Below are 22,754 nucleotides of genomic sequence, written 5' to 3' on the forward strand. Positions count from 1 at the left end.
GCGTCCAGTATGCGCGACCGCCCCGCCCCGGAGCCGCTGCGCTGCGGCTGGCGGGTCCGCCACCCGGCCCCCGCGGGCGGGCCCGGGCGCCGCGGCCGACGGGAGGCACCGCCGCGCCCTATTCATCTGATGCTGCGTCAGCTACGGTCCCCCTCGCCATGCCCGTACACGGCGGAGGGGGACGTCCCATGGCCTTCACGGTGGTCCGGTTCAATCTGGTGCAGCCCAACGCGACGCCCGGCACGCTCGCCGCCCGCTACCGCGCGGCGCTGGAGATGGCCGCGTACGCCGACGACCGCGGCATCGACACCGTCCAGACCGAGGAGCACCACGGGGCGGACAACAACTGGCTGCCCTCGCCCTTCGTCTTCGCGGGCGCGGTCCTCGGCGCCACCCGCCGCATCGCCGTCACCGTCTCGGCGGTCATCGGGCCGCTGCACGATCCGCTGCGCATGGCCGAGGACATCGCGGTGCTGGACCTCCTCGGCCGGGGCAGGCTCGTCACGGTCGCGGGCATCGGCTACCGGCCGGAGGAGTACGAGCGGGCGGGTGTGGAATGGGGGAGGCGGGGCGCGCTCCAGGACGAGCTGCTCGAGACGCTGATCGCCGCGTGGACAGGCGAGGAGTTCGTGTACCGCGGTCGCGGCGTGCGCGTCACGCCCCGCCCGTACACCCGGCCGCATCCGCCGCTGCTGGTCGGCGGTTCGTCACGGGCGGCCGCCCGGCGGGCGGCGCGCCTCGGCCTGCCCTTCTTCCCGAGCGCGCACCTGCCGGAACTGGAGGCGTACTACCACGAGCGCAGGGCGGAGTACGGCACAGAGGGCTTCTGCATGATGCCCGCCCCGAGGACGCCGCTGCTGCACATCGCCGAGGACCCGGACCGGGCGTGGGATCTGTACGGCCACCACTTCCTCCACGAGGCGCGCACCTACGCGTCGTGGCAGTCGAAGGACATCCGCTCGGCGGTGCGCTCCACCGCGGACACGGTGGAGGAGCTGCGCGCGGAGGGCGTGTACCGGATCGTCACGCCGGACGAGTGCGTGGACCTGGGCGCGGAGAGCCTGGTGCTGCATCCGCTGTGCGGCGGCATGCCGGTGGACGAGGGCTGGCACAGCCTGCATCTGCTGTGCGAAGGCGTACTGCCCCGGCTCACGCGCTGAGCCGGGGCAGTTTCCGTGACGAGGAGAGGGGCAGCGGGGATTAGCCCATCTCCTCCAACGCCTTGCCCTTCGTCTCCCGGACGTACCTGAGCACGAAGGGGATCGAGAGCACGGCGAAGACCGTGTAGATGATGTAGGTGCCCGACAGGTTCCAGTCGGCGAGGCTCGGGAAGCTCGCGGTGATGGCCCAGTTGGCGATCCACTGCGCGGACGCGGCGACGCCGAGCGCGGCGGCGCGGATCCTGTTGGGGAACATCTCGCCGAGGAAGACCCAGACCACGACGCCCCAGGACAGGGCGAAGAAGAGCACGAAGACGTGCGCGGCGATCAGGGCGACGACGCCCTGGGTCTCGGGCAGCTTGCCGTCGACGAGGTCGGCGGAGAAGGCCCACGCCTCGAAGGCCAGCGCGATCGCCATGCCGGCGGAGCCGATGAGCGCGAGCGGCCGGCGGCCGATGCGGTCGACGAGGACCATCGCGATCACGGTGCCGACGATGTTGATGATCGACGTGGTGAACGAGTAGAAGAACGAGCCGGACGGGTCGACGCCGACCGACTGCCACAGGGTCGCGGAGTAGTAGAAGGCGACATTGATGCCGACGAGCTGCTGGAAGACCGAGAGCCCGATGCCGATCCAGACGATGGGCAGGAAGCCGAAGCGGCTGCCGAGCAGGTCCTTGAAGGTCGACTTGTGCTCGCGGCGCATCGCGAGGTCGATCTCCTCGATCCGGGCGTCGAGGTCGACGTTCTTGCCCTCGACCTCGGCGAGGACCGCCCTCGCCTTGTCGGTCCTGCCGACGGAGATGAGGAAGCGGGGCGACTCGGGGATCGCGAAGGAGAGCAGGCCGTACAGGACGGCCGGGACGACCATGACGCCGAGCATCCACTGCCAGGCCTCGAGCCCGCCGATCTCACCGCGCTGCTCGCCGTCGGCGAGCTGGAGGATGCCGTAGTTGACCAGTTGGGAGACGGCGATGCCGATGACGATCGCGGCCTGCTGGAAGGAGGCGAGCCGGCCTCGGTAGGCGGGCGGGGAGACCTCGGCGATGTAGGCGGGGCCGATGACGGACGCCATGCCGATGGCGAAGCCGCCGACGATGCGCCACAGGGCCAGGTCCCAGAGGGCGAACGGGAGAGCGGAGCCGACGGCGCTGACGGTGAAGAGCGTGGCCGCGATCTGCATGCAGCGGATGCGCCCTATGCGGTCGGCGATACGGCCGGCGGTCGCGGCGCCGACGGCGCAGCCGATCAGGGCGATGGCGATGACCTGGGCGAGGGTTCCCGAGCCGATGTCGTAGCGGTCCCGGATCGCCTCGACGGCGCCGTTGATGACGGAACTGTCGTATCCGAAGAGGAAACCGCCCATGGCGGCGGCCGCCGTGATGAAGACGACATGCCCGAGGTGTTCGGGGTGGGCCTCGCGGGCGCCCGATGCCGGCGGGGGCTGCGCAGTGCTGGTCACGTGTACTCCTGGGGCCGTCCGGCAGGCGTCGCCGGGCGTGGGGGGCGAGCCCTTCAAGTGGCGCACAAGTTCTGGCCGCCCACCACTTGAAGGTAAAAGCAACGTTGCAGAGACTATTCCTTCAAGTTTCGAAGTCAAGGGGTCGAAGAGAATCCGTTATGGACGCCCGCATGTGGCGTTGAGTTCAAGTGTTGAAGATTCAGTGAAGCGTCCGAGGAGCGTCCGCAACGATGGGCGGGCACCGCGCCGGCGATCGGTCAGCGCAGCCGCTGGCTGATGACCTTGGAGACGCCGTCGCCCTGCATGGACACGCCGTAGAGCGCGTCCGCGACCTCCATGGTCCGCTTCTGGTGCGTGATCACGATCAGCTGCGAGCTCTCCTGGAGTTCCTGCATGATGCGGATCAGCCGCTGCAGGTTCGTGTCGTCGAGCGCGGCCTCGACCTCGTCCATGACGTAGAACGGGCTCGGCCTGGCCTTGAAGATCGACACGAGCATCGCCACGGCCGTCAGGGAGCGCTCGCCGCCGGACAGCAGCGACAGCCGCTTGACCTTCTTGCCGGGCGGCCGGGCCTCGACGTCCACCCCGGTGGTCAGCATGTTGTCGGGATCCGTCAGCACCAGCCGCCCCTCACCGCCGGGGAAGAGCCGGGAGAAGACCCCTTCGAACTCACGGGCGGTGTCCCGGTACGCCTCGGTGAAGACCTGCTCGACGCGCTCGTCGACCTCCTTGACGACCTGGAGGAGGTCGGCGCGGGTCTTCTTCAGGTCCTCGAGCTGCTCGGAGAGGAACTTGTGCCGCTCCTCCAGCGCCGAGAACTCCTCGAGCGCCAGCGGATTCACCTTTCCGAGCTGCTGGTACGCCCTCTCGGCAGCCCTGAGCCGCTTCTCCTGCTCCCCGCGGACGAACGGCCTCGGCTGGTTGCGCGGATGCTCCGGGTCCTCGGGCAGCTCCTCGCCCTCGGCGGGCGGGGAGGGCGGCACGAGCTGGTCGGGGCCGTAGTCGGCGACGAGCCCGGCCGGTTCCACACCGAGCTCCTCCAGTGCCCTGGTCTCCAGCTGCTCCATGCGCAGCCGCTTCTCCGCCCCCAGCACCTCGCCCCGGTGCACCGAGTCGGTCAGCTTGTCCAGCTCGCTCTTGAGGTCGCGTCCCTCGTTACGGGCGGACGCCAGCTCCTGCTCGCGCTCCGCCTTGGCCGCCTCCGCGGCCACGCGCTCGGCCTCCGCCCGCACCAGCGACACCTCGACGTGCGCCAGCAACTGCCGGGCCCCGCTCGCCACCGCCGCGGCGACCTCGGCCTCGTGGCGCATGCGGGCACGGCGCTGTTCGGCGCGCGCCCGTGCCTCGCGTTCGGCGCGCGCCCCCCGGTCGAGGGCGTCGGCGCGGCCCGCGAGGCCCTTGACCCGCTCCTCGTGCGTACGGACCTGGAGCCGTGCCTCCATCTCGGTCTGGCGCGCGTTGGCCCCGTCGGCGGCGAGCCGGTCGCGCACATGGGTGTCGGGCTCCTCCTCGACCGGGGTCTCCTCCGCGACGAGCAGCCGTTCGGCCAGCTCCTCGGCCTCCTCCGCCGCCCGCTCCAGCGCCTCCTGGGCCCGGGCCGCCGCCGCGCCGGCGCGCTCGGCCTCGCCCGCGGCACCACGGGCCTGCCCGGCGAGGCGGCCGAGCTGTCCGGAGACGGCCGACTTCTCCCGCTCGGCGGCGCGCCTGCGTTCCCCCAACTCCTCGACGCGAGCGGCGCAGGCGCCACGGCGGGCTGCCGCCTGCTGCTGGGCGGCGATCAGCTCCTCGCACCGCGCGTCGAGCTGTTCGAGCTCGGCGGCGGCCTCGTCGACGGATGCCTGCACTTCCAGCAGACTCGGCGCCCCGGCCGACCCGCCCTGTGCCAGGTGCGCGCTGAGCACGTCGCCTTCGCCGGTGACGGCGGTCAGGCCGGGGTGCGCGTACACGACGTCCTCGGCCTCCTCCAAGGTGCCGACGACCACGACATCGCGCAGCAACCGCCGTACGGCGGCCGTCAGTTCCTCGGGCCCGCGCACCAGTCCGGCGGCGTACGGGTGACCGGAGGGGCCGGCTCCCGGGGAAGCCGCCGGGGCCTCGGCCGCTCCCGTCGCGGCCGCCAGGAGAAGGGTCGCGCGTCCGCCGTCCTCCTTGCGCAGCAGCCGGATCGCCTCCGCGGCCGTGGACGGGTCGGCGACGGCCACCGCGTCGGCGGCGGCGCCCAGGGCCGCCGCCACCGGGATCTCGTATCCGGGCGTCACCGTGAGCAGCTGGGCGGCCGGGCCCAGGAGACCCGTGAGCCGGTCGCGCGCGGCGAGCAGTGTGCCGGTGCCGTCCTTGCGGCGCAGGCCGAGGGCGAGCGCCTCACGCCGGGCCGCGACCGCGGCGCGGCGGCGTTCGGCGCCGGTCAGCGCCTCGCGTGCGGCGCTCAGCGCGCTCTCCGCATCGGCCAGTTCCCGCCTGGCCGCCTCGTGCTGGTCGGCGAGGGCCGAGTCGTCCGCGTCCAGCCCCTCGACCTCGGCCTTGAGCTGCTCGTACTCCTCCTGAGCGGCGGCGGCCCGCTCCTGGGCCTCGTCGCGGGCGGCGGCGAGCCGCTCGATCTCGGCCTGGGCCGAGGCCGCGCGGGAACGCGCCGCGTTGACCTGTCCGTTCAGCCGGGCGAGTCCTTCGCGCCGGTCGGCGATGGCGCGGGCGACGTCCTTGAGCCGGCGCTCCTCGACGGTCAGCTGCCGCTCCAGTTCGGCGCGGTGGGCGACCGTGTTCTCCAGCGCCCGCTCGGCCGCCTCCAGCGCCGCCTCCAGTTCCGCCTCCTGCTCGCGGATGCGGGCCGCCTCGCGCTCCATGTCCTCGGGGTCGCGTCCGCGCCGCTCCTCCGGCGGCTGGGCGGTGGCGCTCTTGATGCGGGCGTCGGCGAGCGAGATCGTGCCGCGGACCCGTTCGGCGAGCTGGGAGAGCTCGTACCAGGTCTGCTGGGCGCTCTGGAGGCGCGGCGCGAGGCGTCGTACCTCGTCCTCCAGTTCGGCCTCCCGGACGAGGGCGGCCTTCAGCTGTGTCCCGGCCGCTTCCCTGCGCTGCTTGAGGGCGGCCTCGTCGGCGATCTCGGCGCGCAGCGCCTCGCGAAGGGTGACGAGGTCGTCGGCGAGCAGCCGCAAGCGGGCGTCGCGGAGGTCGGCCTGGATGACGGCGGCGCGGCGGGCGACGGCGGCCTGGCGCCCGAGGGGCTTGAGCTGGCGGCGCAGTTCGTCGGTGAGGTCCTGCACGCGCGCGAGATTGGCCTGCATGGCATCGAGCTTCCGCAGCGCCTTCTCCTTGCGCTTGCGGTGTTTGAGGACGCCCGCGGCCTCCTCGATGAAGGCGCGGCGGCCCATCGGGTCGGCGTGCAGGACCGAGTCGAGCTGGCCCTGGCCGACGATGACGTGCATCTCGCGGCCGATGCCGGAGTCGGACAGCAACTCCTGGATGTCGAGCAGCCGGCAGGTGTCCCCGTTGATCTGGTACTCGCTGCCGCCGTTGCGGAACATGATCCGCGTGATCGTGACCTCGGCGTACTCGATGGGCAGGGCGCCGTCGGAGTTGTCGATCGTCAGGGAGACCTCGGCGCGCCCGAGGGGCGGCCGGCCGGTCGTCCCTGCGAAGATGACGTCCTCCATCTTGCCGCCGCGCAGCGACTTGGCCCCCTGCTCCCCCATGACCCAGGACAGCGCGTCCACCACGTTGGACTTGCCGGAGCCGTTCGGGCCGACGACGCAGGTGATCCCCGGCTCGAAGCGCAGCGTCGTGGCGGACGCGAAGGATTTGAACCCGCGGAGGGTCATGGCCTTGAGGTGCACGCCGCCGGACTCTACCTCTCGCTCACGGTTTCGCCTCTGAAGGCGCAGGGCACATCAGACGGTAAAGGAAGCATGTACGGGGTGGGGACGGGGAGAGACGGGGGAAAGAAAGAAGGGACGCCTGGGCGTCCCTTGCATATCTTCGTGCGCGACGGAGTCCGTGCTCAGGTGAGCGCAGGCTCCCCCTGGTGTACGTCGATGTCGAGGCCCTTGAGAAGCGGCTCGCCAGGGTGCTGAGCAGCGGCAGCCGTGAGCGCGTCGTTCTCGGACTGAATCCGTACGAGCTCGGACTCGAGGTCCTGGACGCGCTGCTGTAGCCGTCGCATCTCGGCGAGGAGTCGCGGGTCGGAACCGCCGACGTAACCGAGAAGCGCCTTTGCCATGATGGATGGTCCTCCACAATGAGTGACCGACCGATGCGGTGTGGGTCGTGAGGGATTCGCACCCGCGGTGCTGACAGATTTTCTTGTACTGCTGGGGTCTTGCTGCGGTTCTTCACTGCCAAACAGCTAAGGTGCGCGGGGCTTCCAGAGTCTCACCAAAAAGTTTGACGGTCAACACGATCACGCCCCGTATCGGCGGGCAGCCCGGGGGCATACGGCCGCTCGCTCGAGCGGGGTGCCTGACCTGCGGGGCCCTGGGGGCGTGGCGATCATCCTTCTCTCCGCAGCCTGTCACGGCGAGCCTCTTCTTGGCAACCACCAGGCAGTTTCCTTCCCTGACCGATGCCTGTGGCACATGCCGGAGGGGCCCCCGACGCGACGGCGGGCACCCGGGTGGAGCAAGCTCAGCGGACGGCGAAGTCGGCGTAGATGCCACGAGGCGTGTCCCAGATCTCAGTGACGCCGTCGACACGGCCGGGAGTGTCGCCGGACCGCAGCCAGTCCAGCAGACGGTGGCAATTCTCACGTGGCCCCTCGGCGACCACCTGCACTCTGCCGTCCTCCAGGTTGAGGGCGAAGCCCTTGAGGTCGCCGATCTCGAGTGCGTTCGCCCTGGTGAACCAGCGGAAGCCCACTCCCTGTACCCGGCCGCGTACCCACGCGGTGAGGCGCGCATCGTCGTTCATGAGGGCACGGTAACGGGCCGAAAGCACACAGATCACATCGCCCCCGGCGCGCCATGGCGTACAGTCCGGACGCAATGAGCATCACCCGTTCGGGTGAACTCGTTGACGTTCGACGCCGAGCAGGACGGCGTCGGGAACCAGGAAGGCACACCAGATGGGTCGCCATCGGAAGAAGCGTGCGGGTCTGCCCGTACGCACCGGGCTGCTCGGCGCCTCCGCTGCCATGGCGGTAGGCGCCGTGGCCGTCACCACCGGAATCCTGCCGATCGGTGACACGTACACGATCGGCTCCTCCAGCAACGAGTCCCCGGTGGAGATGCGCACGGGAGGACCCGCCCTGCTCCAGACGCAGGGCGAGGCGAGCACCGAGCCGACGCCGTCGGCGACGCCGACGCGGACCCTCCAGCCGTCGAAGTCCCCGGCGAAGCCGTCGCCGACCAAGCCGGCCGCGAAGCCGTCGCCGACGAAGCCGGCCGCTAAGCCGTCGCCCACCAGGCCGGCCGAGAAGGCCAGGCCGTCCGCGACGCCTTCCGAGAAGCCCGCGCAGAAGAAGACCCGCGCCCCCGAACCGGTGAAGACCACGTCGGCGCCGGTGCGCGAACCGTCCCGTGAGGCGGACCGGCCCGAGTCGCGCCCGTCCTCTCCGGCCGCCGTTCCCACCTCGGATGCGTCGGCGACCGAGGCGGCCGTGCTCAACCTGGTCAACGAGGAGCGCGCGAAGGTGGGCTGCTCCCCCTTCAAGGCCGACACCGCACTGGCGGAGCTGGCACGCGCCCACTCCAAGGACATGGCGGTACGCGGGTTCTTCGACCACACGAACCCCGACGGCCACACCCCCTGGGACCGCGCGGCCGCGGCCGGTGTCTCGAACCTCGGCGGCGAGAACATCGCACGCGGCCAGGCCGACGCCGGTGCGGTGATGAACGCGTGGATGCAGAGCGAGGGCCACCGCGCCAACATCCTGAACTGCGACTTCACGACGATGGGCGTCGGCGTGCACCTGGGCCCCGACGGCCCGTGGTGGACACAGAACTTCGGCTACTGACGACCGCGCACGCGTGGCGACACGGGTCGGGCCCCCGCACCTCGGTGCGGGGGCCCGGCCCGTTGCCGCCCCCGCCCGGCAGCGCTCTCTTCCCGAAAGGGCAATCTCCGGGACAGCGCTGTCCGGCGTAGGCTGACGGGCATGGGTGACGACCTCGGATTCGACGTGTTCTCCCGGCAGTGCCCCTCGCGCGGCACGCTGGAGCATGTGACGGGTCGCTGGGGCAGCCTGACGATGGGTGCCCTGTACGGGGAGCGGCTGCGGTTCAACGAGCTGCGCCGCCGGATCGACGGCGTGAGCGAGAAGATGCTGTCCCAGACGCTGCACGCGCTGGAGCGCGACGGGCTCGTGCACCGTGAGGCCCAGCCGACCAATCCGCCGCGCGTGGACTACGAGCTCACCCCGCTCGGCCGGGCCTTCACCGAGCAGTTGCTCGGCCTGATCCGCCTGGTCGAGGGCCGGATGCCCGAGGTGCTCGAGGCGCGGCGGCGGTACGACGCAGGCCGTGAGGAAACCGGCGAACGGGCGGCGGCCCGCTAGGCCGGCGGCGTCAGGCCGTGGTGCGCGGGACCCGCTGGCAGCGGGGACAGAAGTAGCTGGACCTGTTCATCCAGGGGCGGCGCCGCATGCCCGTGCCGCAGCGGTTGCAGGGCTCGCCCTCGCGGCCGTACGCGTCCAGGGAACGGTCGAAGTACCCCGATTCGCCGTTGACGTTCACGTACAGGCTGTCGAAGGTCGTGCCGCCGACCGCGAGGGCGGCCGTCATCACCTCGCGGACATGGCCCAGCAGTTCCACCGAGCGCGGCCGGGTGAGCGTCGCGGTCGGGCGGTCGTAGTGCAGCCGCGAGCGCCAGAGCGCCTCGTCCGCGTAGATGTTGCCGACGCCGCTGACCAGGGACTGGTCGAGCAGGGCGCGCTTGAGCGTGGTGCGGCGCGCGCGGAGCGCGGTGTGGAAGGCGGCGTCGTCGAAGAGCGGGTCGAGCGGGTCACGGGCGATGTGCGCGATGACGTCGGGCAGCCCCTCGGGGGTGTTGTCGTGCAGCGACAGGCCGCCGAAGGTGCGCTGGTCGACGAAGCGCAGCTCGGTGCCGAGGGAGTCGTCGAAGCGGAGCCGGATGCGCAGGTGCTTCTCGTCCGGGGCGTCGTGCGGCTGCACCAGCAGCTGTCCGCTCATCCCCAGGTGACCGAGGATCGAGGTGTCCGTGTCGCTGAGCGGCAGCCACAGGTACTTGCCGCGCCGGCGCGCGTCCCCGATGGCCTGCCCCTTCAGCCGGGCCGCGAAGTCCTCACCGCCCGCGACGTGCCGGCGCACGGCGCGCGGGTGCAGCACCTGCACCTCGGCGATGGTGCGTCCGCCGACCCAGGTGGCCAGTCCGCGGCGTACGACTTCGACCTCGGGCAGCTCGGGCACGGGTCTCCTTCCGCGGTGGTCGGGGCGATGCCCGCAGCGTATCGCGCGACACGGGGCACGCAGCGGTGAGGCCCCTCGCCGCAGGGCGAGGGGCCTCACAGGAACTGCTGGGGAAGCGGGGTGCCCGGAAGGGACCGGCTCAGGCCGAGGCCCGGTCCGTGGGCGCCGGAGTGGCGGGGGTGTCGACAGCCCCTTCGCCCGTGCCCGCGCCCGGCTCGGCCGCGGCCTGGGCCGCCGCCTTGGCGCGCTCGTCCGCGGCGGCACGGATCTCCCGCCACGCGGATTCCGCCGCCTGCTGCTCCGCTTCCTTCTTGCTGCGGCCGGTGCCGGTGCCGTACGAGACACCACCGACGCGGGCGGCAGCAGTGAAGGTCTTCTCGTGGTCGGGTCCGGTCTCGGTGACGAGGTACTCCGGCACACCGAGCCCCTCGGCCGCGGTGAGCTCCTGGAGACTGGTCTTCCAGTCGAGGCCCGCACCGAGGTTCGAGGACTTCTCGATCAGCGGGTCGAAGAGCCGGTGCACCAGCTCGGACGCCGCTTCGAGACCCTGGTCGAGATAGACGGCGCCGATCACCGCTTCAAGGGTGTCGGCGAGGATGGAGGCCTTGTCCCGGCCACCCGTGCCCTCTTCACCCCGGCCCAGCCGGATGAAGGAGCCCAGTTCGAGGCCGCGGCCGACCTCCGCCAGCGCACGCGAATTGACCACCGCGGCCCGCAGCTTGGCCAGTTGGCCCTCGGGCAGGTCGGGGTGGGTGCGGTACAGCGTGTCGGTGACCACCAGGCCGAGCACCGAGTCCCCGAGGAACTCCAGACGCTCGTTGGTGGGCAGACCGCCGTTCTCGTACGCGTACGAACGGTGGGTCAGCGCGCGCACCAGAAGGGCGGACTCGAGGTGATACCCGAGCCGCCCTTCCAGAAGCGTGTGGGACGAGGCTGCGTTGACTGTGTTCGTTGCGTCTGCCTGCTTCTTGGCAGGGGACACCTCAGACATCGGGCCTCTCACCAGCCGCTCAGACCTCGAGGACCTGGCGCTTGTTGTAGGTGCCGCAGCTCGGGCACGCGATGTGCTGCTGCTTCGGCTCCTGGCAACGCTCACACGAAACCAGGGTGGGGACCGCAGCCTTCCACTGCGACCGGCGGTGGCGCGTGTTGCTGCGCGACATCTTCCGCTTCGGAACAGCCACGGCTACTTCTCCTGCTTCTCGTCGACGCCCGCTTCGGCGCCGCCCATGTTGTCCTTCTCACCGGTTCCGAGTGAATCGGCGAGTCCCTGCAGTGCCGCCCAACGGATGTCGACGGCGTCGTGGTGGTGGTCCGGGTCGTCGTCCAGCCTGATCCCGCACTCGGGACACAGGCCGGCACAGTCCTCCCGGCACACCGGCTGCATCGGCAGTGCGAGCACCACCGCATCACGCAGCACGGGCTCGAGGTCGAACATGCCGTCCTCGAGATAGAGAATGTCCTCGTCCTCGTCGTCGACGGGCTCCGCGGGGCGGCCCCGTTCGTCGGCGTCGGGATACGTGAACATCTCCTGGAAGTCCGCGGCGACCTCTTGGCGCAGCGGCTCCAGACACCTTACGCACTCCCCCTCGGCGCTCGCACGGGCGGTACCTGTGACGAGCACCCCTTCCATGACGGACTCGAGCCGGAGCTCCAGCTCCACCGGCCTGCCCTCGGGCACTCCGATGACGCCTTCGATGCCCAGGTCCTTCGGCGCGTCCACCGTGCGGGACAGCCGCTGGAGCGCGCCGGGCCGCCGTCCCAGCTCGTGCGTGTCGAACACGAGAGGGTTGCGGTGGTCGAGGCGCGTGCTCACGGCTCTTCCTGCTTTCGGATCGTGGGGAGGGGCCGTCCCGATTCGTGGGGTGAAGCGGGCAGCCGGGATCGCGGAACTACGCGCGACCGAAGAGCCAGGATACTGGAACGGCCGCCGTAGACCCAATCCGGGCTGTTCGGCGGCCTTCCGGCCCTAGCGGCCCTGCTCTCCCCCATGGCTTCGCCTGGGAGGTACCCCCAGGCGCAGCTGCTCCATGTCGATCATGCTCGTGTCGAACAGGCTGGTCTCGTCGAGCGAGGCGCCCTGCTGGTCCCGCGGCTGGTGCTGCTGGTAGGCGTAGGGGTCCTGCTGCGCGTACTGCTGCGGGTCGTAGCCCTGCTCCTGGTACGCGGCGTAGGGGTCGGCGCCCTGCGTCCCGTAGCCGGCGTGGGAGGCGCTCTCGGGGGCGTACGCCTCCTGCGCCTGGTAGCCGTACACGTCCTGCTGGACGGGGATCTGGGGCGCCTGCTGCGGCTGGTACGCCGCGTACGTCTCCTGCCGCGCGGGCTCCGGGGCGGGGTCGGCGAGCTCGGCGAGGCCCGCGAGGTAGTCCGCGTCGCTCGTGTGCCGGCTGTCGCCCGCGGCGTCCTGCGCGGCCATGTGGGCGCCCAGCTCGTCGGTGGCGATCCGGCCGTGCAGCTTCTGCCGGCCGCGGCCGACGGCGTCGAGAGTCTTGGACAGCACGGCCTCGAAGGCGCCCAGCTTGGCGTCGACGTACTCGTCCGCGCGCCGGATGAGGGTCTGCGGGTCGTTGCTGTGCTCGGGGGCGTCCTCGTCGGCGAAGCCGTGCTCGTCGAGGCCGGGACCGCGGCCGAGCAGCTTCTCGCGCCCGCGGTCGACCGAGCCGATGGTCTTGGTGAGGACGACCTCGAAGTTGGCGAGCTTGGAGTCGACGTAGTCGTCGGCTTCCGCGCGGATCTCCTCCGCCTCCTGGCGCGCCTCGGCGAGGATCCGCTCCGCCCGCTCCTGGGACTCACGGGCGACCTGGGTGCCGGAGATGAGTGAACCGCGCTCGGCATGGGCGGACTCGATGATCCGCTCGGCCTCCTTGCGGGCCTGCTCGACGAGCTGTTCCCGGCCGCCGATGAGTTCCTGGGCCTGGGCGAGGGAGCCGGGCAGCGCCTGGCGGACCTCTTCGAGCATGGCGAGCAGCTCGGCGCGGTTGACCACGCAGGAGGCCGACATGGGCATGGACCGGGCGTTCCCGACCGCCTCGACGATCTCGTCGAGCTTCTTCTGCACGTCCACCGTGTGTTTGCCACTCTCTACAGCCGGATTGGAGACGGACGGGTCGACTGTACGACCACTCGGCGTCGTCCCGACACCGGGTGACGGACTGTCAGCGGCTCACTTCTCGGCGAGCCGCCGGACGAGAGCCTCGTGGACCACCGGCGGCAGCAGGTGGGAGACGTCGCCGCCCCAGGCCGCGACCTCCTTGACCAGGCTGGAGGAGAGGAAGCTGTAGGTCGGGTTGGTCGGGACGAACAGGGTCTCGACGCCCGAGAGGCCGTTGTTCATCTGGGCCATCTGCAGCTCGTAGTCGAAGTCGCTGACGGCGCGCAGCCCCTTGACGATCGCGGGGATGTCGCGTTCCTTGCAGAAGTCCACGAGGAGACCGTGGTGGGACTCCACCACGACGTTCCCGTACTCGGTGGTGACCTGGCGGATCAGCTCGATCCGCTCCTCCACCGTGAACAGCCCCTTCTTGGACTGGTTGATCATCACCGCGACGTGTACGACGTCGTACAGCTTGGAGGCGCGGGCGATGATGTCGAGGTGTCCGTTGGTGATGGGGTCGAACGACCCCGGACAGACTGCGCGGCGCAACTGAAGTCCCTCGCTCTCCGGTCCGGTCATGGTGCCTCTTCGCACGGAGAGGCGGCGCGACCGTACCAAAGCGTCCCTTCGCCGTAGCGACGGGCCCGCAACGGCTCGAAACCCTCGGGCCAGTTGAATTCTCCACCTCTGGTGCTGCGCTCCACGGTGGCGAGCGCAGCGTCCGCGAGCCAGCCCCCGCGGCGGAGTGTGAGCAGAATCTCCCGAAGATCGTCGTCGGTGACGGCGTACGGAGGGTCGAGGAAGACCACGTCGTAGGGGTGCTCGGGAGCCGGGCCGGTGACGATCTGCTCGGCCTTGCCGGTACGGACCTCGGCACCGGGCAGGCCCAGCGCGCGGACGTTCTCCCGGACGGTGCGGGCGGCGCGGGAGTCGGCCTCGACCAGCAGCGCGTGGGCCGCGCCGCGGGACAGGGCCTCCAGACCGACGGCGCCCGAGCCCGCGTAGAGATCGGCGACGCGTATGCCGTGGAGGCTGCCGAGCTGGGACTCCCAGCTGGAGAACAGTCCCTCCCGGGCGCGGTCGGACGTGGGGCGGGTGCCGTTGCCGGGCGGGACGGCGAGGCGGCGTCCGCCGGCCGCGCCGGCGATCACGCGGGTCATCTCGGGCCTCTCTGTGCGGGCTGACCTCCCAAGTCTCTCAGCCCTTGTCCAGGTACTGCTCCCGCTCCTTGTCCAGCAGGGCGTCCAGCGCGATGCGCAGTCCGGGCAGGTGCTCCAGCTCCGGATCGGCCCGGACGACGGCGGCGGCCTCCTCGCGGGCGGCGGCGATGACCTCCTCGTCCTCGATGACGGCGAGCATCCGCAGCGAGGAGCGCACCCCGGACTGGGCCTGTCCGAGCACGTCGCCCTCACGGCGCTGCTCCAGGTCGATCCGGGAGAGCTCGAACCCGTCCAGCGTGGCAGCGACCGCGCCGAGCCGGGCACGGGCGGGGCTCGCCTCGGGCATCTCGGTGACCAGCAGGCACAGTCCGGGCGCGGAGCCCCGGCCCACCCGGCCACGGAGCTGGTGGAGCTGGGAGACGCCGAAGCGGTCCGCGTCCATGATCACCATGGCCGTGGCGTTCGGCACGTTGACGCCGACCTCGATGACCGTGGTGGCGACCAGCACGTCCACGTCGCCCGCGGCGAAGCGGCGCATCACGTCGTCCTTGTCGTCGGGCGCCATCCGCCCGTGCAGGACCTCGACGCGCAGTCCCGCGAGGGGGCCGCGGGTCAGCTGCTCGGCGACGTCCAGGACCGCGAGCGGCGGCCGCTTCTCCGCCTCGTCCTCGGCCGACTTCTTCCTGGTCCTCTCGTCCTCGGCGTCACCGATCCGCGGGCAGACCACATACGCCTGGTGGCCTCCCTCGACCTCCTCGCGCACCCGCTCCCAGGCGCGCGCCAGGAAGTGCGGCTTGTCGGCGGCCGGGACCACATGGCTGGCGATCGGCGACCGCCCGGCCGGCAACTGGTCGAGCACGGAGGTCTCCAGGTCGCCGAAGACCGTCATCGCGACCGTGCGCGGAATGGGGGTGGCGGTCATCACCAGCAGGTGCGGCGGCTGCTTGCCCTTGGAGCGCAGGGCGTCGCGCTGCTCCACGCCGAAGCGGTGCTGCTCGTCGACGACGACGAGGCCGAGGTCGTGGAACTGCACCTTGTCCTCGATCAGGGCGTGGGTGCCGATGACGATTCCCGCCTCGCCGGTCACGAGGTCGAGCAGCGCCTGGCGGCGTGCCGGCGCGCCCATCGAACCGGTCAGCAGCACGACCTTGGTGCCGTGGTCCGAGCCCCCCGGCGCCGGCCCGTCGCCCGCTCCCTGCTGGGCAGGCGCCGCGCGCCACAGCCCCCAGTTCTCGGCGAGGTCGCCCATCATCTCGGTGATCGAGCGGTGGTGCTGCTGGGCCAGGACCTCGGTGGGCGCGAGCATCGCGGCCTGGCCGCCCGCGTCGACGACCGCGAGCATCGCCCGCAGTGCCACCAGAGTCTTGCCGCTGCCCACCTCCCCCTGGAGGAGACGGTGCATGGGGTGCTCGGTCGCCAGGTCGTCGAAGATCTCCTTGCTGACCGAGCGCTGGCCGTCGGTGAGGGTGAAGGGCAGCTTGGCGTCGAAGGCGTCGAGCAGTCCGCCGGGCACCGGCTTGCGGGCGACGGCGGGCAGCTGGGTGTCCGCGAACCGGCGGCGGGCCAGCGCGACCTGGAGGACGAACGCCTCGTCCCACTTCAGCCGCTGCCGCGCGGCCTCGATGTCGGCCTTGGTGCGCGGCCGGTGGATCTTGTGCAGGGCGTCGGGCAGGCCCGTCAGCCCGCGCCCCTCGCGCAGGGCGGGCGGCAGCGGGTCGACGGCGTCCCGCGCGCTCGGCAGGACGGCGTCGACCGCCTTGGCGATCTTCCAGGACTCCAGCTTGGTGGTGGCCGGGTAGATCGGGATGAGCGCCCCGGCCCAGCTGTCCACGGCCTCCTCGCCGTCCTCGCCGCGCAGCAGCTCGTAGGCGGGGTGGGCGAGCTGGAGCCTGCGGTTGAACATGGAGACCTTGCCGGCGAACATCGCGCGGGTGCCCGGCAGCAGGTCCTTGTGCGGCTTGTGCACACCCTTGCCGAAGAAGACCAGCTGGAGCCGGCCGCTGCCGTCGGTGATGGTCACCTCCAGCCGCCGCCCGCGGCCCTGGTTGAAGGTCAGGACGCGCGCGTCGGCGACGCGGGCCACCACCGTGACGTGCTCGTCCAGCGGCAGCTCGGACAACGGCGTCAGCTCGCCGCGCTCCGCGTACCGCCGGGGGTAGTGGTGCAGCAGGTCGCCGAGGGTGTGCAGGTCGAGGTGCTCGGCCATCACCTTGGCGGTGGCGGCTCCGAGCGCGTTCTTGAGAGGTTCGTCGAGCGCGGGCACGCCATCCATTGCACACCACACCACCGACAGCCGTCGCGCACCTGTGGACAGCGCGCCCCACGGCCCGTGTGCCTACTCCACGCCGATGAGCAGCGGAGTCCCGCGGCCGCCCCGCTCGTAGACGAGGGTGTCGACGGCGAGGTACCCCTCGCGGACATGGGCCTCCAGGTGTGCGGCGAGGCCGGTGGGGACGCCGTCGCCGAGCACGAGGGTGACGAGTTCGCCGCCGGAGGACAGCATCCGGTCCAGGACCGTGAGCGCGGTGTCGGTGAGGTCCTTGCCGATGACGGCGACGTCGCCGTCGATCAGGCCCAGCACGTCACCGGCCTGGCACACCCCTGCCGAGGTCCACGACTGGCGTTCCGCCACGGCGAGTTCGGCGTACCGGGTCGCGCCCGCGGCCGCCGACATGGCGACCACGTCCTCGTCGAAACGGCGGTCCGGTTCGTGGACTGCGAGCGCCGCGATGCCCTGGACCGCGGAACGGGTCGGGATGAGCGCGACGCGGACGCCTTCCGCGCGGGCCTGTTCCGCCGCGGCCGCGGCGGTGTGCCGCAGGGAGGCGTCGTTGGGCAGCAGGACGACCTCGCGGGCGTGCGCCCGTCGGATCGCGTCGACCAGTTCGCCGCTGGCCGGCGGCTCCCCCGGCCGCATGGGCACGGTCGTGGCACCCGCCTGGTCGCACAGGTCGGCCAGGCCGTCGCCGGGGACGACCGCGACGACCGCGCGCTGCACCCGCTCGCGCGGTTCCGTCGCCGGCTCGGCGGCCTCCGCGCCGAAGTGGGTGATCCGGATCCGGTACGGCCGCCCGGCCTCGACGCCGGCCTCGACGGCGGCGCCCGCGTCGTCCACATGGACGTGCACGTTCCACAGGCCGTCGCCGCCCACGACGACGAGCGAGTCGCCGAGCCCGTCCAGCCGGGTGCGCAGCCGGGCGACGGCCTCGTCGTCCGCCTCCAGCAGGTAGATCACCTCGAAGGCGGGCCCGCCGCCTTCGCACGGCTCGACCGCGCGGGCCTGGAGCGCCGGCCGGGCCGACGAGAGCACCGGGGCCGCCGGCGCCTCGCCGGAGACGGCCTCCACGAGGGCGCCGAGCACCGTGAGCAGCCCGCGCCCGCCCGCGTCGACGACGCCGGCCAGGTCGAGCACCGCCAGCTGGCGGGGGGTGGCGTCCAGGGCGGCCCGGGCGCCGGCGTAGGCCGCGTGGAGCGCGTCGGTCGGTGCGTTCTCGGCCGCGTCGGCGGCGGCCGCGGCGACGGTGAGGATGGTGCCCTCGACGGGGTGGGCGACGGCCTCGCGCGCCATCTCTGCGGCCCGCCGCAGCGCTGCGGCCAGCTGGTCCCCGGTGCCGATGCGCTCGGCCATGCCCCGCAGCAGCTGGGCGAGGATCGTGCCGGAGTTGCCCCGGGCGCCTATCAGCGCGCCGTGGGCCATCGCGTGCATCACATCGGCGAGCGAGGGCGCCGAGCGCCCGATCTCGTGGGCGGCGAAGACGGCTTCGACGGCCTGGGCGGCGGACTCCGCCGTCAGGTAGAGGTTCGTACCGGTGTCCCCGTCCGCGACGGGGTAGACGTTGATCGCGTCGATCTCCTCGCGCTCCCGGCCGAGTGCCTCCAGTGCCAGCGAGCACCAGGCGCGAACCACTTCGGCATCCATCGTCTGCGGCACCTGGTGGTCCTCCTCGGTCGGCCCTTGGGGCCGTGGGCGGCGGGGTGCCTCGCAGCGTAGACCCCGGCGCCGACCAGGCACGGGGGCGGGTGCGGAGGAAGCCATGGTAGTTTCGTATCTCGGACGCAGCCGTTGTATGCTGCTCCGGTTGCCCGATGAGAATCGGGCCATTCCCCCGGCAGGCCACTTCAGATCACTGATTCCGGCACGCCGGATTTCACTGTAAGTGCATCTGAAGTCTTTGGAGTGACCCGTGGCTGCCAACTGCGACGTCTGCGGCAAGGGGCCGGGCTTCGGCAACAACATTTCGCACTCGCACCGCCGTACGTCCCGTCGCTGGAACCCGAACATCCAGCGCGTGCGTGCCGTGGTCGGTCGGACGCCGAAGCGGCTCAACGTCTGCACCTCGTGCATCAAGGCCGGCAAGGTCTCGCGCTAACCGCGACGTTTCGTCGTAGCGCAGCCCCTGCGGTTGCCTTGAAAGCCGGTCCACCTCAGGTGGACCGGCTTTCGCCTTTCCCGCTAGCGCAGACGCCAGCCGTGGTCGACCGGGCCGATGCCCGCTCCCAGGGCGAAGCCTGCCGCGATCGCGCCGGTGACGTACTCCTTGGCAGCCCGTACGGCATCCGGCACGGACATTCCCCGGGCCAGCCCCGACGCGACCGCCGACGCCAGCGTGCAGCCGGTGCCGTGCGTGTGCCGGTTGTCGTGACGCCGGGCGCGCAGCCAGTGCTCCTCGGTTCCGTCGGTCAGCAGGTCGACGGCGTCCCCGGCGAGATGACCGCCCTTGATGAGAGCCCAGCGCGGCCCGAATCCGAGCACGGCGTCGGCGGCCCGGCGCATGCCCCGCTCGTCGTGGACCTCGATGCCCGTCAGCTGGGCGACCTCGTCGAGATTGGGGGTGGCGACGGTGGCCGCGGGCAGCAGCTCGGTGCGTACGGAGTGGAGCGCGGAGGCCGCCAGCAGCGGGTCCCCGTGCTTGGAGACGCCGACCGGGTCGACGACGACGGGCGCCTCGGTGCCGGCGAGCAGCTCGGCGACGGTCGCGACGAGTTCGGCGGAGGCCAGCATGCCGGTCTTGACGGCCTGTACGCCGATGTCGTCGACGACGCTGCGGTACTGGGCCCGTACGGCCTCCACGGGCAGTTCCCACGCGCCCTGCACACCGGTCGAGTTCTGGGCGGTGACGGCGGTCAGCACGCTCATGCCGTGGACACCGAGGGCCAGCATGGTCTTGAGGTCTGCCTGGATGCCGGCACCGCCGCCGGAGTCGGACCCGGCGACGGTGAGCACGCGAGGGGGTATGGGCATGCCTCCGAATCTACTGGGCACCCCGATCCACCGGGCGCCCGGACCCGGACCCGCTGGGCCTGCGGACGGGACCGGCGACCCCGTGGACCGGACCCGCTGAGCCCGCGCACTACTGGGCGTCCGGCTGCCTGCCGTCCTCGATGCCCCCGAAGTGGTCCCAGCCGCCCTTGCTGGTCCACGGTGCGCCGTCGACCGTCACCTGGGGCAGCGCCGAGGGGTTGAGCACCTCTCCGATCACCTTCCAGCGGGCGGGCAGCTTGGCGTCCGGCGGGAACGTCGCGACGATCGCGTGGTCCTCTCCCCCGGTCAGCACCCACTGGAGCGGGTCGACACCGACGGCCTGGCCGATGTCGTTCATCTGCGAGGGGATGTCGATCAGCCCCGAGCGCAGGTCGATGCGGACCTTGCTGGCCTCGGCGATGTGCCCGAGGTCGGCGACGAGCCCGTCGCTGACGTCGCACATGGCGGTGGCGCCGAGCCCGGCGGCCGCCGGGCCGGCGTGGTACGGCGGCTCCGGCCGGCGGTGGGCCTCGACAAAGGCGCGCGGCGAGCGGAAGCCGCGGGAGAGCACCGCGTGCCCGGCGGCCGACCAGCCCAGCCAGCCGGTGTAGGCGACGACGTCACCGGGCTGGGCGCCCGCCCGGGTCACCGGCTCGTGGTTGCGCAGGTCCCCGAGTGCGGTGATCGCGACGGTGATCACGTCGCCGCGCACGATGTCGCCCCCCACGACGGCCGCCCCGGCCACCTGACACTCGTCCCGGATGCCGTCCATCAGCTCGGTGGCCCAGGTGACGGGCAGCTCGGCGGGCACCACGAGGCCGAGGAGCAGAGCGGTCGGGACCGCGCCCATGGCGGCGATGTCGGCCAGATTCTGGGCGGCGGCCTTGCGCCCGACGTCGTACGCCGTCGACCAGTCACGGCGGAAGTGCCGGCCCTCCAGCAGCAGGTCCGTGCTCGCCACGACCCGCCGGTCCGGTGCGGCCACGACCGCGGCGTCGTCGCCGGGTCCCAGCCGCACCGCGGGGGTGGAGGTGAGCCGGGAGGTGAGCTCCCTGATGAGCCCGAACTCCCCCAACTCGCCCACAGTGCCCTTCACCGAGGTTCACCTCTTCGTTTGTGATGTGTCCGATGGATCCGGCGCGCCGGCGGCCCCAGCCGGCGACCCCGCACTGGGGTCGCAGGCCGTCACGGCCGTCGGTACCGTCAAGAGATACGTCAACTTCTGCTCTGTGCACGCCACGCTGCGGGCGCCGTAAGCCGCCCAGGTCTCCCCGTGACCCGCGACGACGCGATACCGTAACGACCCTTCTCCCTGGGATCTCCCCACCGACGGTAGGGGACATGATCCTGCTGCCGCCCTGGAGGTTCCGTGGTACAGGCGTACATCCTCATTCAGACCGAGGTGGGCAAGGCGTCGACGGTCGCCGAGACCATCGGCAAGATCGCCGGCGTGATCCAGGCCGAGGATGTGACCGGCCCCTACGACGTCATTGTGCGCGCACAGGCCGACACGGTCGACGAGCTGGGTCGCATGGTGGTCGCCAAGGTCCAGCAGGTCGACGGCATCACCCGCACCCTCACCTGCCCGGTCGTCCACCTGTAGCCCCCGTCTACCCTTGGCCGGTGACGTCTTTCGCCCGCCGGCCACTTGTCCTGTCCGCCGCCGCGCTCCTTGTCGCCGCCGTCGGCTGCTCCTCCAGCGACGCGCCGGCGTCGGCGGCGGTTCCCAGCCCCCCGGCCGGAGAAGCCGCCCTGTGCCGTGCGCTCGACCGAGCGCTGCCGCGGTCGGTCGCGGGGCAGGAGCGGAATGATCCCGAGCCCGCGTCCGAACTCACCGCCGGCTGGGGCGACGCCGCGATCGTACTGCGCTGCGGGGTGCCGCGGCCGGAGAGGATGTCCGATCCGCAGGCACAGGGCGTCGAGGTGAACGGGGTCAACTGGCTGCTGGAGGAGCGGGACGACGGTCCGCGGTTCACCACCACGTACCGCAGGACCTATGTCGAGGTCACGCTCGCGAAGCAGTACACGCACGACGCGAGCCCGCTCACGGATCTGGCCGGGCCCGTCGAGAAGACGGTCCCGGCCACGCTCTGATCCGGCCCGGAACTACCGCAACCCGGTGGAACGGTTCAGCGCCGCCTGGATGAGCCGGTCCACCAGCTCGGTGTACGTGACGCCGCTCTCCTGCCACATCCGCGGGTACATGGAGATCGGGGTGAAGCCCGGCATGGTGTTGATCTCGTTGATGACGAACTCGCCGTCCTCGGTGAGGAAGAAGTCCGCACGCACGAGGCCCTCGCAGGAGGCGGCGTCGAAGGCCTTGACCGCCAGCCTCTGCACCTCGGCCGTCTGCTCGTCGGTCAGCGGCGCGGGCACCAGGCCGGCCGCCGAGTCGATGTACTTGGCCTCGAAGTCGTAGAAGTCGTGCGACGAGACCGGCGGGATCTCGGCGGGCACGCTGGCGCGCGGGCCGTCCTCGAACTCGAGCACGCCGCACTCGATCTCGCGCCCCCGCAGCAGCGACTCCACCAGGATCTTGGGGTCGTGGCGCTGCGCCTCGGCGATCGCGTCGTCGAGTCCGGCGAGGCCGTCGACCTTGGTGATGCCCATCGAGGAACCGCCGCGTGCGGGCTTGATGAACAGCGGCCAGCCGTGCTCGCCCGCGAAGTCCACGATCTTCCTGCGGGCCGCGGACGGGTCGGCCGCCCACTCGCGCGGGCGGATCACCTCGTAGGGGCCGACGGGCAGGCCGAAGGAGATGAAGACGCGCTTCATGTACTCCTTGTCCTGACCGACCGCGGAGGCGAGCACGCCCGAGCCGACGTACGGGACGCCGGAGAGCTCCAGGAGCCCCTGCAGCGTGCCGTCCTCGCCGTACGGGCCGTGCAGCATCGGGAAGACGACGTCGACCTCCCCCAGCACCTTGGGCACGGAGCCGGGCTCGCTGTAGACGACCTCACGGCTGCCGGGGTCGACGGAGAGCACCACGCCGCCCTCGTCGGACTCGGCCAGTTCGTCGACGCTGGGGGTACGGCGATCGGTGATCGCCATCCGCTCCGGCTCGTCGGCGGTCAGAGCCCACCGGCCGTCGCTGGTGATGCCGATCGGCAGCACGTCGTACGTGGTGCGGTCGATGGCCCGCAGCACCGCGCCCGCGGTGACCACGGAGATCCCGTGTTCGGAGCTGCGGCCGCCGAAGACGACGGCTACGCGCGGCTTGCGGAGCTGCTGCTCGGGGCTCTGGGGGAGGTTCTCGGTGCTCATATCGCGATGAGACTACCCGC

General features: G+C 71.7%; 22 protein-coding genes. 6 read left to right on the top strand and 16 right to left on the bottom strand.

Translation table 11 applies throughout. The features are described from left to right. Positions 1-188: 188 nt before the first annotated feature. Positions 189-1,160 carry an LLM class flavin-dependent oxidoreductase gene (locus tag AB0K02_RS19195; protein ID WP_365993638.1) on the top strand — a complete coding sequence of 324 codons (972 nt, stop codon included), beginning with the start codon at positions 189-191 and terminating at the stop codon, positions 1,158-1,160. Between the two features lie 40 nt (positions 1,161-1,200). On the opposite strand, the gene AB0K02_RS19200 is transcribed toward AB0K02_RS19195, so the two are convergent. From AB0K02_RS19200 to AB0K02_RS19215, 4 genes are all read right to left on the bottom strand, one after another. Next, entirely contained in the window at positions 1,201-2,622 is a 1,422-nt protein-coding gene (locus AB0K02_RS19200) for a sugar porter family MFS transporter (protein ID WP_365993639.1), read from the bottom strand. Positions 2,623-2,879: 257 nt separating this feature from the next. Next, complete coding sequence (gene smc / locus AB0K02_RS19205) at positions 2,880-6,449, bottom strand: chromosome segregation protein SMC (protein WP_365993640.1); 3,570 nt, start codon at positions 6,447-6,449, stop codon at positions 2,880-2,882. Between the two features lie 164 nt (positions 6,450-6,613). Next, positions 6,614-6,832 carry a hypothetical protein gene (locus AB0K02_RS19210; RefSeq protein ID WP_365993641.1) on the bottom strand — a complete coding sequence of 73 codons (219 nt, stop codon included), beginning with the start codon at positions 6,830-6,832 and terminating at the stop codon, positions 6,614-6,616. Positions 6,833-7,236: 404 nt separating this feature from the next. Beyond that, positions 7,237-7,518 carry an acylphosphatase gene (locus tag AB0K02_RS19215; protein WP_177151414.1) on the bottom strand — a complete coding sequence of 94 codons (282 nt, stop codon included), beginning with the start codon at positions 7,516-7,518 and terminating at the stop codon, positions 7,237-7,239. Between the two features lie 154 nt (positions 7,519-7,672). Between AB0K02_RS19215 and AB0K02_RS19220 the strand changes: the two genes are divergently transcribed. Together AB0K02_RS19220 and AB0K02_RS19225 are read left to right on the top strand one after the other, a co-directional pair. Next, positions 7,673-8,563, top strand: coding sequence for a CAP domain-containing protein (locus tag AB0K02_RS19220; RefSeq protein ID WP_365993642.1), 891 nt, complete (start codon positions 7,673-7,675; stop codon positions 8,561-8,563). Positions 8,564-8,704: 141 nt separating this feature from the next. Then, positions 8,705-9,103, top strand: coding sequence for a helix-turn-helix domain-containing protein (locus tag AB0K02_RS19225; protein ID WP_365993643.1), 399 nt, complete (start codon positions 8,705-8,707; stop codon positions 9,101-9,103). A gap of 10 nt (positions 9,104-9,113) precedes the next feature. Here the strand turns inward: AB0K02_RS19225 and mutM are convergent, their stop codons facing one another. From mutM to AB0K02_RS19270, 9 genes are all read right to left on the bottom strand, one after another. Then, a complete protein-coding gene (gene mutM / locus AB0K02_RS19230; protein ID WP_365993644.1) occupies positions 9,114-9,974 on the bottom strand; it encodes a bifunctional DNA-formamidopyrimidine glycosylase/DNA-(apurinic or apyrimidinic site) lyase in 861 nt (286 codons plus the stop codon). 139 nt (positions 9,975-10,113) lie between these two features. Beyond that, positions 10,114-10,965, bottom strand: a complete 852-nt coding sequence (gene rnc / locus AB0K02_RS19235) for a ribonuclease III (protein WP_365993645.1) — start codon at positions 10,963-10,965, stop codon at positions 10,114-10,116. Positions 10,966-10,984: 19 nt separating this feature from the next. Further along, the gene (rpmF, locus tag AB0K02_RS19240; protein ID WP_026165248.1) at positions 10,985-11,158 is read right to left on the bottom strand and encodes a 50S ribosomal protein L32; all 174 of its coding nucleotides are present in this window, start codon (positions 11,156-11,158) and stop codon (positions 10,985-10,987) included. Positions 11,159-11,160: 2 nt separating this feature from the next. Further along, positions 11,161-11,790, bottom strand: a complete 630-nt coding sequence (locus AB0K02_RS19245) for a DUF177 domain-containing protein (protein WP_365993646.1) — start codon at positions 11,788-11,790, stop codon at positions 11,161-11,163. A gap of 153 nt (positions 11,791-11,943) precedes the next feature. Then, complete coding sequence (locus AB0K02_RS19250; protein ID WP_365993647.1) at positions 11,944-13,038, bottom strand: ATP synthase F0 subunit B; 1,095 nt, start codon at positions 13,036-13,038, stop codon at positions 11,944-11,946. A gap of 99 nt (positions 13,039-13,137) precedes the next feature. Further along, complete coding sequence (coaD, locus tag AB0K02_RS19255; protein ID WP_218183855.1) at positions 13,138-13,617, bottom strand: pantetheine-phosphate adenylyltransferase; 480 nt, start codon at positions 13,615-13,617, stop codon at positions 13,138-13,140. 26 nt (positions 13,618-13,643) lie between these two features. Further along, positions 13,644-14,228, bottom strand: coding sequence for a 16S rRNA (guanine(966)-N(2))-methyltransferase RsmD (gene rsmD, locus AB0K02_RS19260; protein WP_365993648.1), 585 nt, complete (start codon positions 14,226-14,228; stop codon positions 13,644-13,646). A gap of 37 nt (positions 14,229-14,265) precedes the next feature. Further along, a complete protein-coding gene (gene recG, locus AB0K02_RS19265) occupies positions 14,266-16,500 on the bottom strand; it encodes an ATP-dependent DNA helicase RecG (RefSeq protein ID WP_365993649.1) in 2,235 nt (744 codons plus the stop codon). 63 nt (positions 16,501-16,563) lie between these two features. Beyond that, positions 16,564-18,159 (bottom strand): DAK2 domain-containing protein, encoded by a 1,596-nt coding sequence (locus tag AB0K02_RS19270; RefSeq protein WP_365993650.1) that lies wholly within the window; start codon positions 18,157-18,159, stop codon positions 16,564-16,566. Positions 18,160-18,412: 253 nt separating this feature from the next. On the opposite strand from AB0K02_RS19270, the gene rpmB reads away from it, so the two are divergent. After that, positions 18,413-18,598 (top strand): 50S ribosomal protein L28, encoded by a 186-nt coding sequence (gene rpmB, locus AB0K02_RS19275; RefSeq protein WP_003957616.1) that lies wholly within the window; start codon positions 18,413-18,415, stop codon positions 18,596-18,598. Positions 18,599-18,681: 83 nt separating this feature from the next. Here rpmB and thiD read toward each other — a convergent pair whose 3' ends face one another. Together thiD and AB0K02_RS19285 are read right to left on the bottom strand one after the other, a co-directional pair. Then, positions 18,682-19,470, bottom strand: a complete 789-nt coding sequence (gene thiD, locus AB0K02_RS19280) for a bifunctional hydroxymethylpyrimidine kinase/phosphomethylpyrimidine kinase (protein WP_365993651.1) — start codon at positions 19,468-19,470, stop codon at positions 18,682-18,684. Positions 19,471-19,579: 109 nt separating this feature from the next. After that, positions 19,580-20,566 carry a thiamine-phosphate kinase gene (locus AB0K02_RS19285; RefSeq protein ID WP_365993652.1) on the bottom strand — a complete coding sequence of 329 codons (987 nt, stop codon included), beginning with the start codon at positions 20,564-20,566 and terminating at the stop codon, positions 19,580-19,582. Positions 20,567-20,839: 273 nt separating this feature from the next. Here AB0K02_RS19285 and AB0K02_RS19290 point away from each other — a divergent pair, with 273 nt between their 5' ends. Next, positions 20,840-21,073, top strand: coding sequence for an Lrp/AsnC ligand binding domain-containing protein (locus AB0K02_RS19290; protein ID WP_365993653.1), 234 nt, complete (start codon positions 20,840-20,842; stop codon positions 21,071-21,073). A 20-nt stretch (positions 21,074-21,093) separates the two neighbouring features. After that, a complete protein-coding gene (locus AB0K02_RS19295) occupies positions 21,094-21,564 on the top strand; it encodes a DUF3515 domain-containing protein (protein ID WP_365993654.1) in 471 nt (156 codons plus the stop codon). A 12-nt stretch (positions 21,565-21,576) separates the two neighbouring features. Here the strand turns inward: AB0K02_RS19295 and AB0K02_RS19300 are convergent, their stop codons facing one another. Continuing rightward, entirely contained in the window at positions 21,577-22,734 is a 1,158-nt protein-coding gene (locus AB0K02_RS19300) for a D-alanine--D-alanine ligase family protein (protein ID WP_365993655.1), read from the bottom strand. Positions 22,735-22,754: the final 20 nt, after the last annotated feature.

The organism is Streptomyces sp. NPDC049597 (assembly GCF_040675505.1).
In the GTDB taxonomy this organism is placed as follows: domain Bacteria; phylum Actinomycetota; class Actinomycetes; order Streptomycetales; family Streptomycetaceae; genus Streptomyces.

Excerpts from the sequence above, each read along its gene's own strand:
- AB0K02_RS19195 (WP_365993638.1), top strand. The coding sequence starts at position 189 with ATGGCCTTCACGGTGGTCCGGTTCAATCTGGTGCAGCCCAACGCGACG.
- AB0K02_RS19210 (WP_365993641.1), bottom strand. The coding sequence starts at position 6,832 with ATGGCAAAGGCGCTTCTCGGTTACGTCGGCGGTTCCGACCCGCGACTC.
- AB0K02_RS19215 (WP_177151414.1), bottom strand. The coding sequence starts at position 7,518 with ATGAACGACGATGCGCGCCTCACCGCGTGGGTACGCGGCCGGGTACAG.
- AB0K02_RS19220 (WP_365993642.1), top strand. The coding sequence starts at position 7,673 with ATGGGTCGCCATCGGAAGAAGCGTGCGGGTCTGCCCGTACGCACCGGG.
- AB0K02_RS19225 (WP_365993643.1), top strand. The coding sequence starts at position 8,705 with ATGGGTGACGACCTCGGATTCGACGTGTTCTCCCGGCAGTGCCCCTCG.
- rnc (WP_365993645.1), bottom strand. The coding sequence starts at position 10,965 with ATGTCTGAGGTGTCCCCTGCCAAGAAGCAGGCAGACGCAACGAACACA.
- rsmD (WP_365993648.1), bottom strand. The coding sequence starts at position 14,228 with ATGACCCGCGTGATCGCCGGCGCGGCCGGCGGACGCCGCCTCGCCGTC.
- recG (WP_365993649.1), bottom strand. The coding sequence starts at position 16,500 with ATGGATGGCGTGCCCGCGCTCGACGAACCTCTCAAGAACGCGCTCGGA.
- thiD (WP_365993651.1), bottom strand. The coding sequence starts at position 19,470 with ATGCCCATACCCCCTCGCGTGCTCACCGTCGCCGGGTCCGACTCCGGC.
- AB0K02_RS19300 (WP_365993655.1), bottom strand. The coding sequence starts at position 22,734 with ATGAGCACCGAGAACCTCCCCCAGAGCCCCGAGCAGCAGCTCCGCAAG.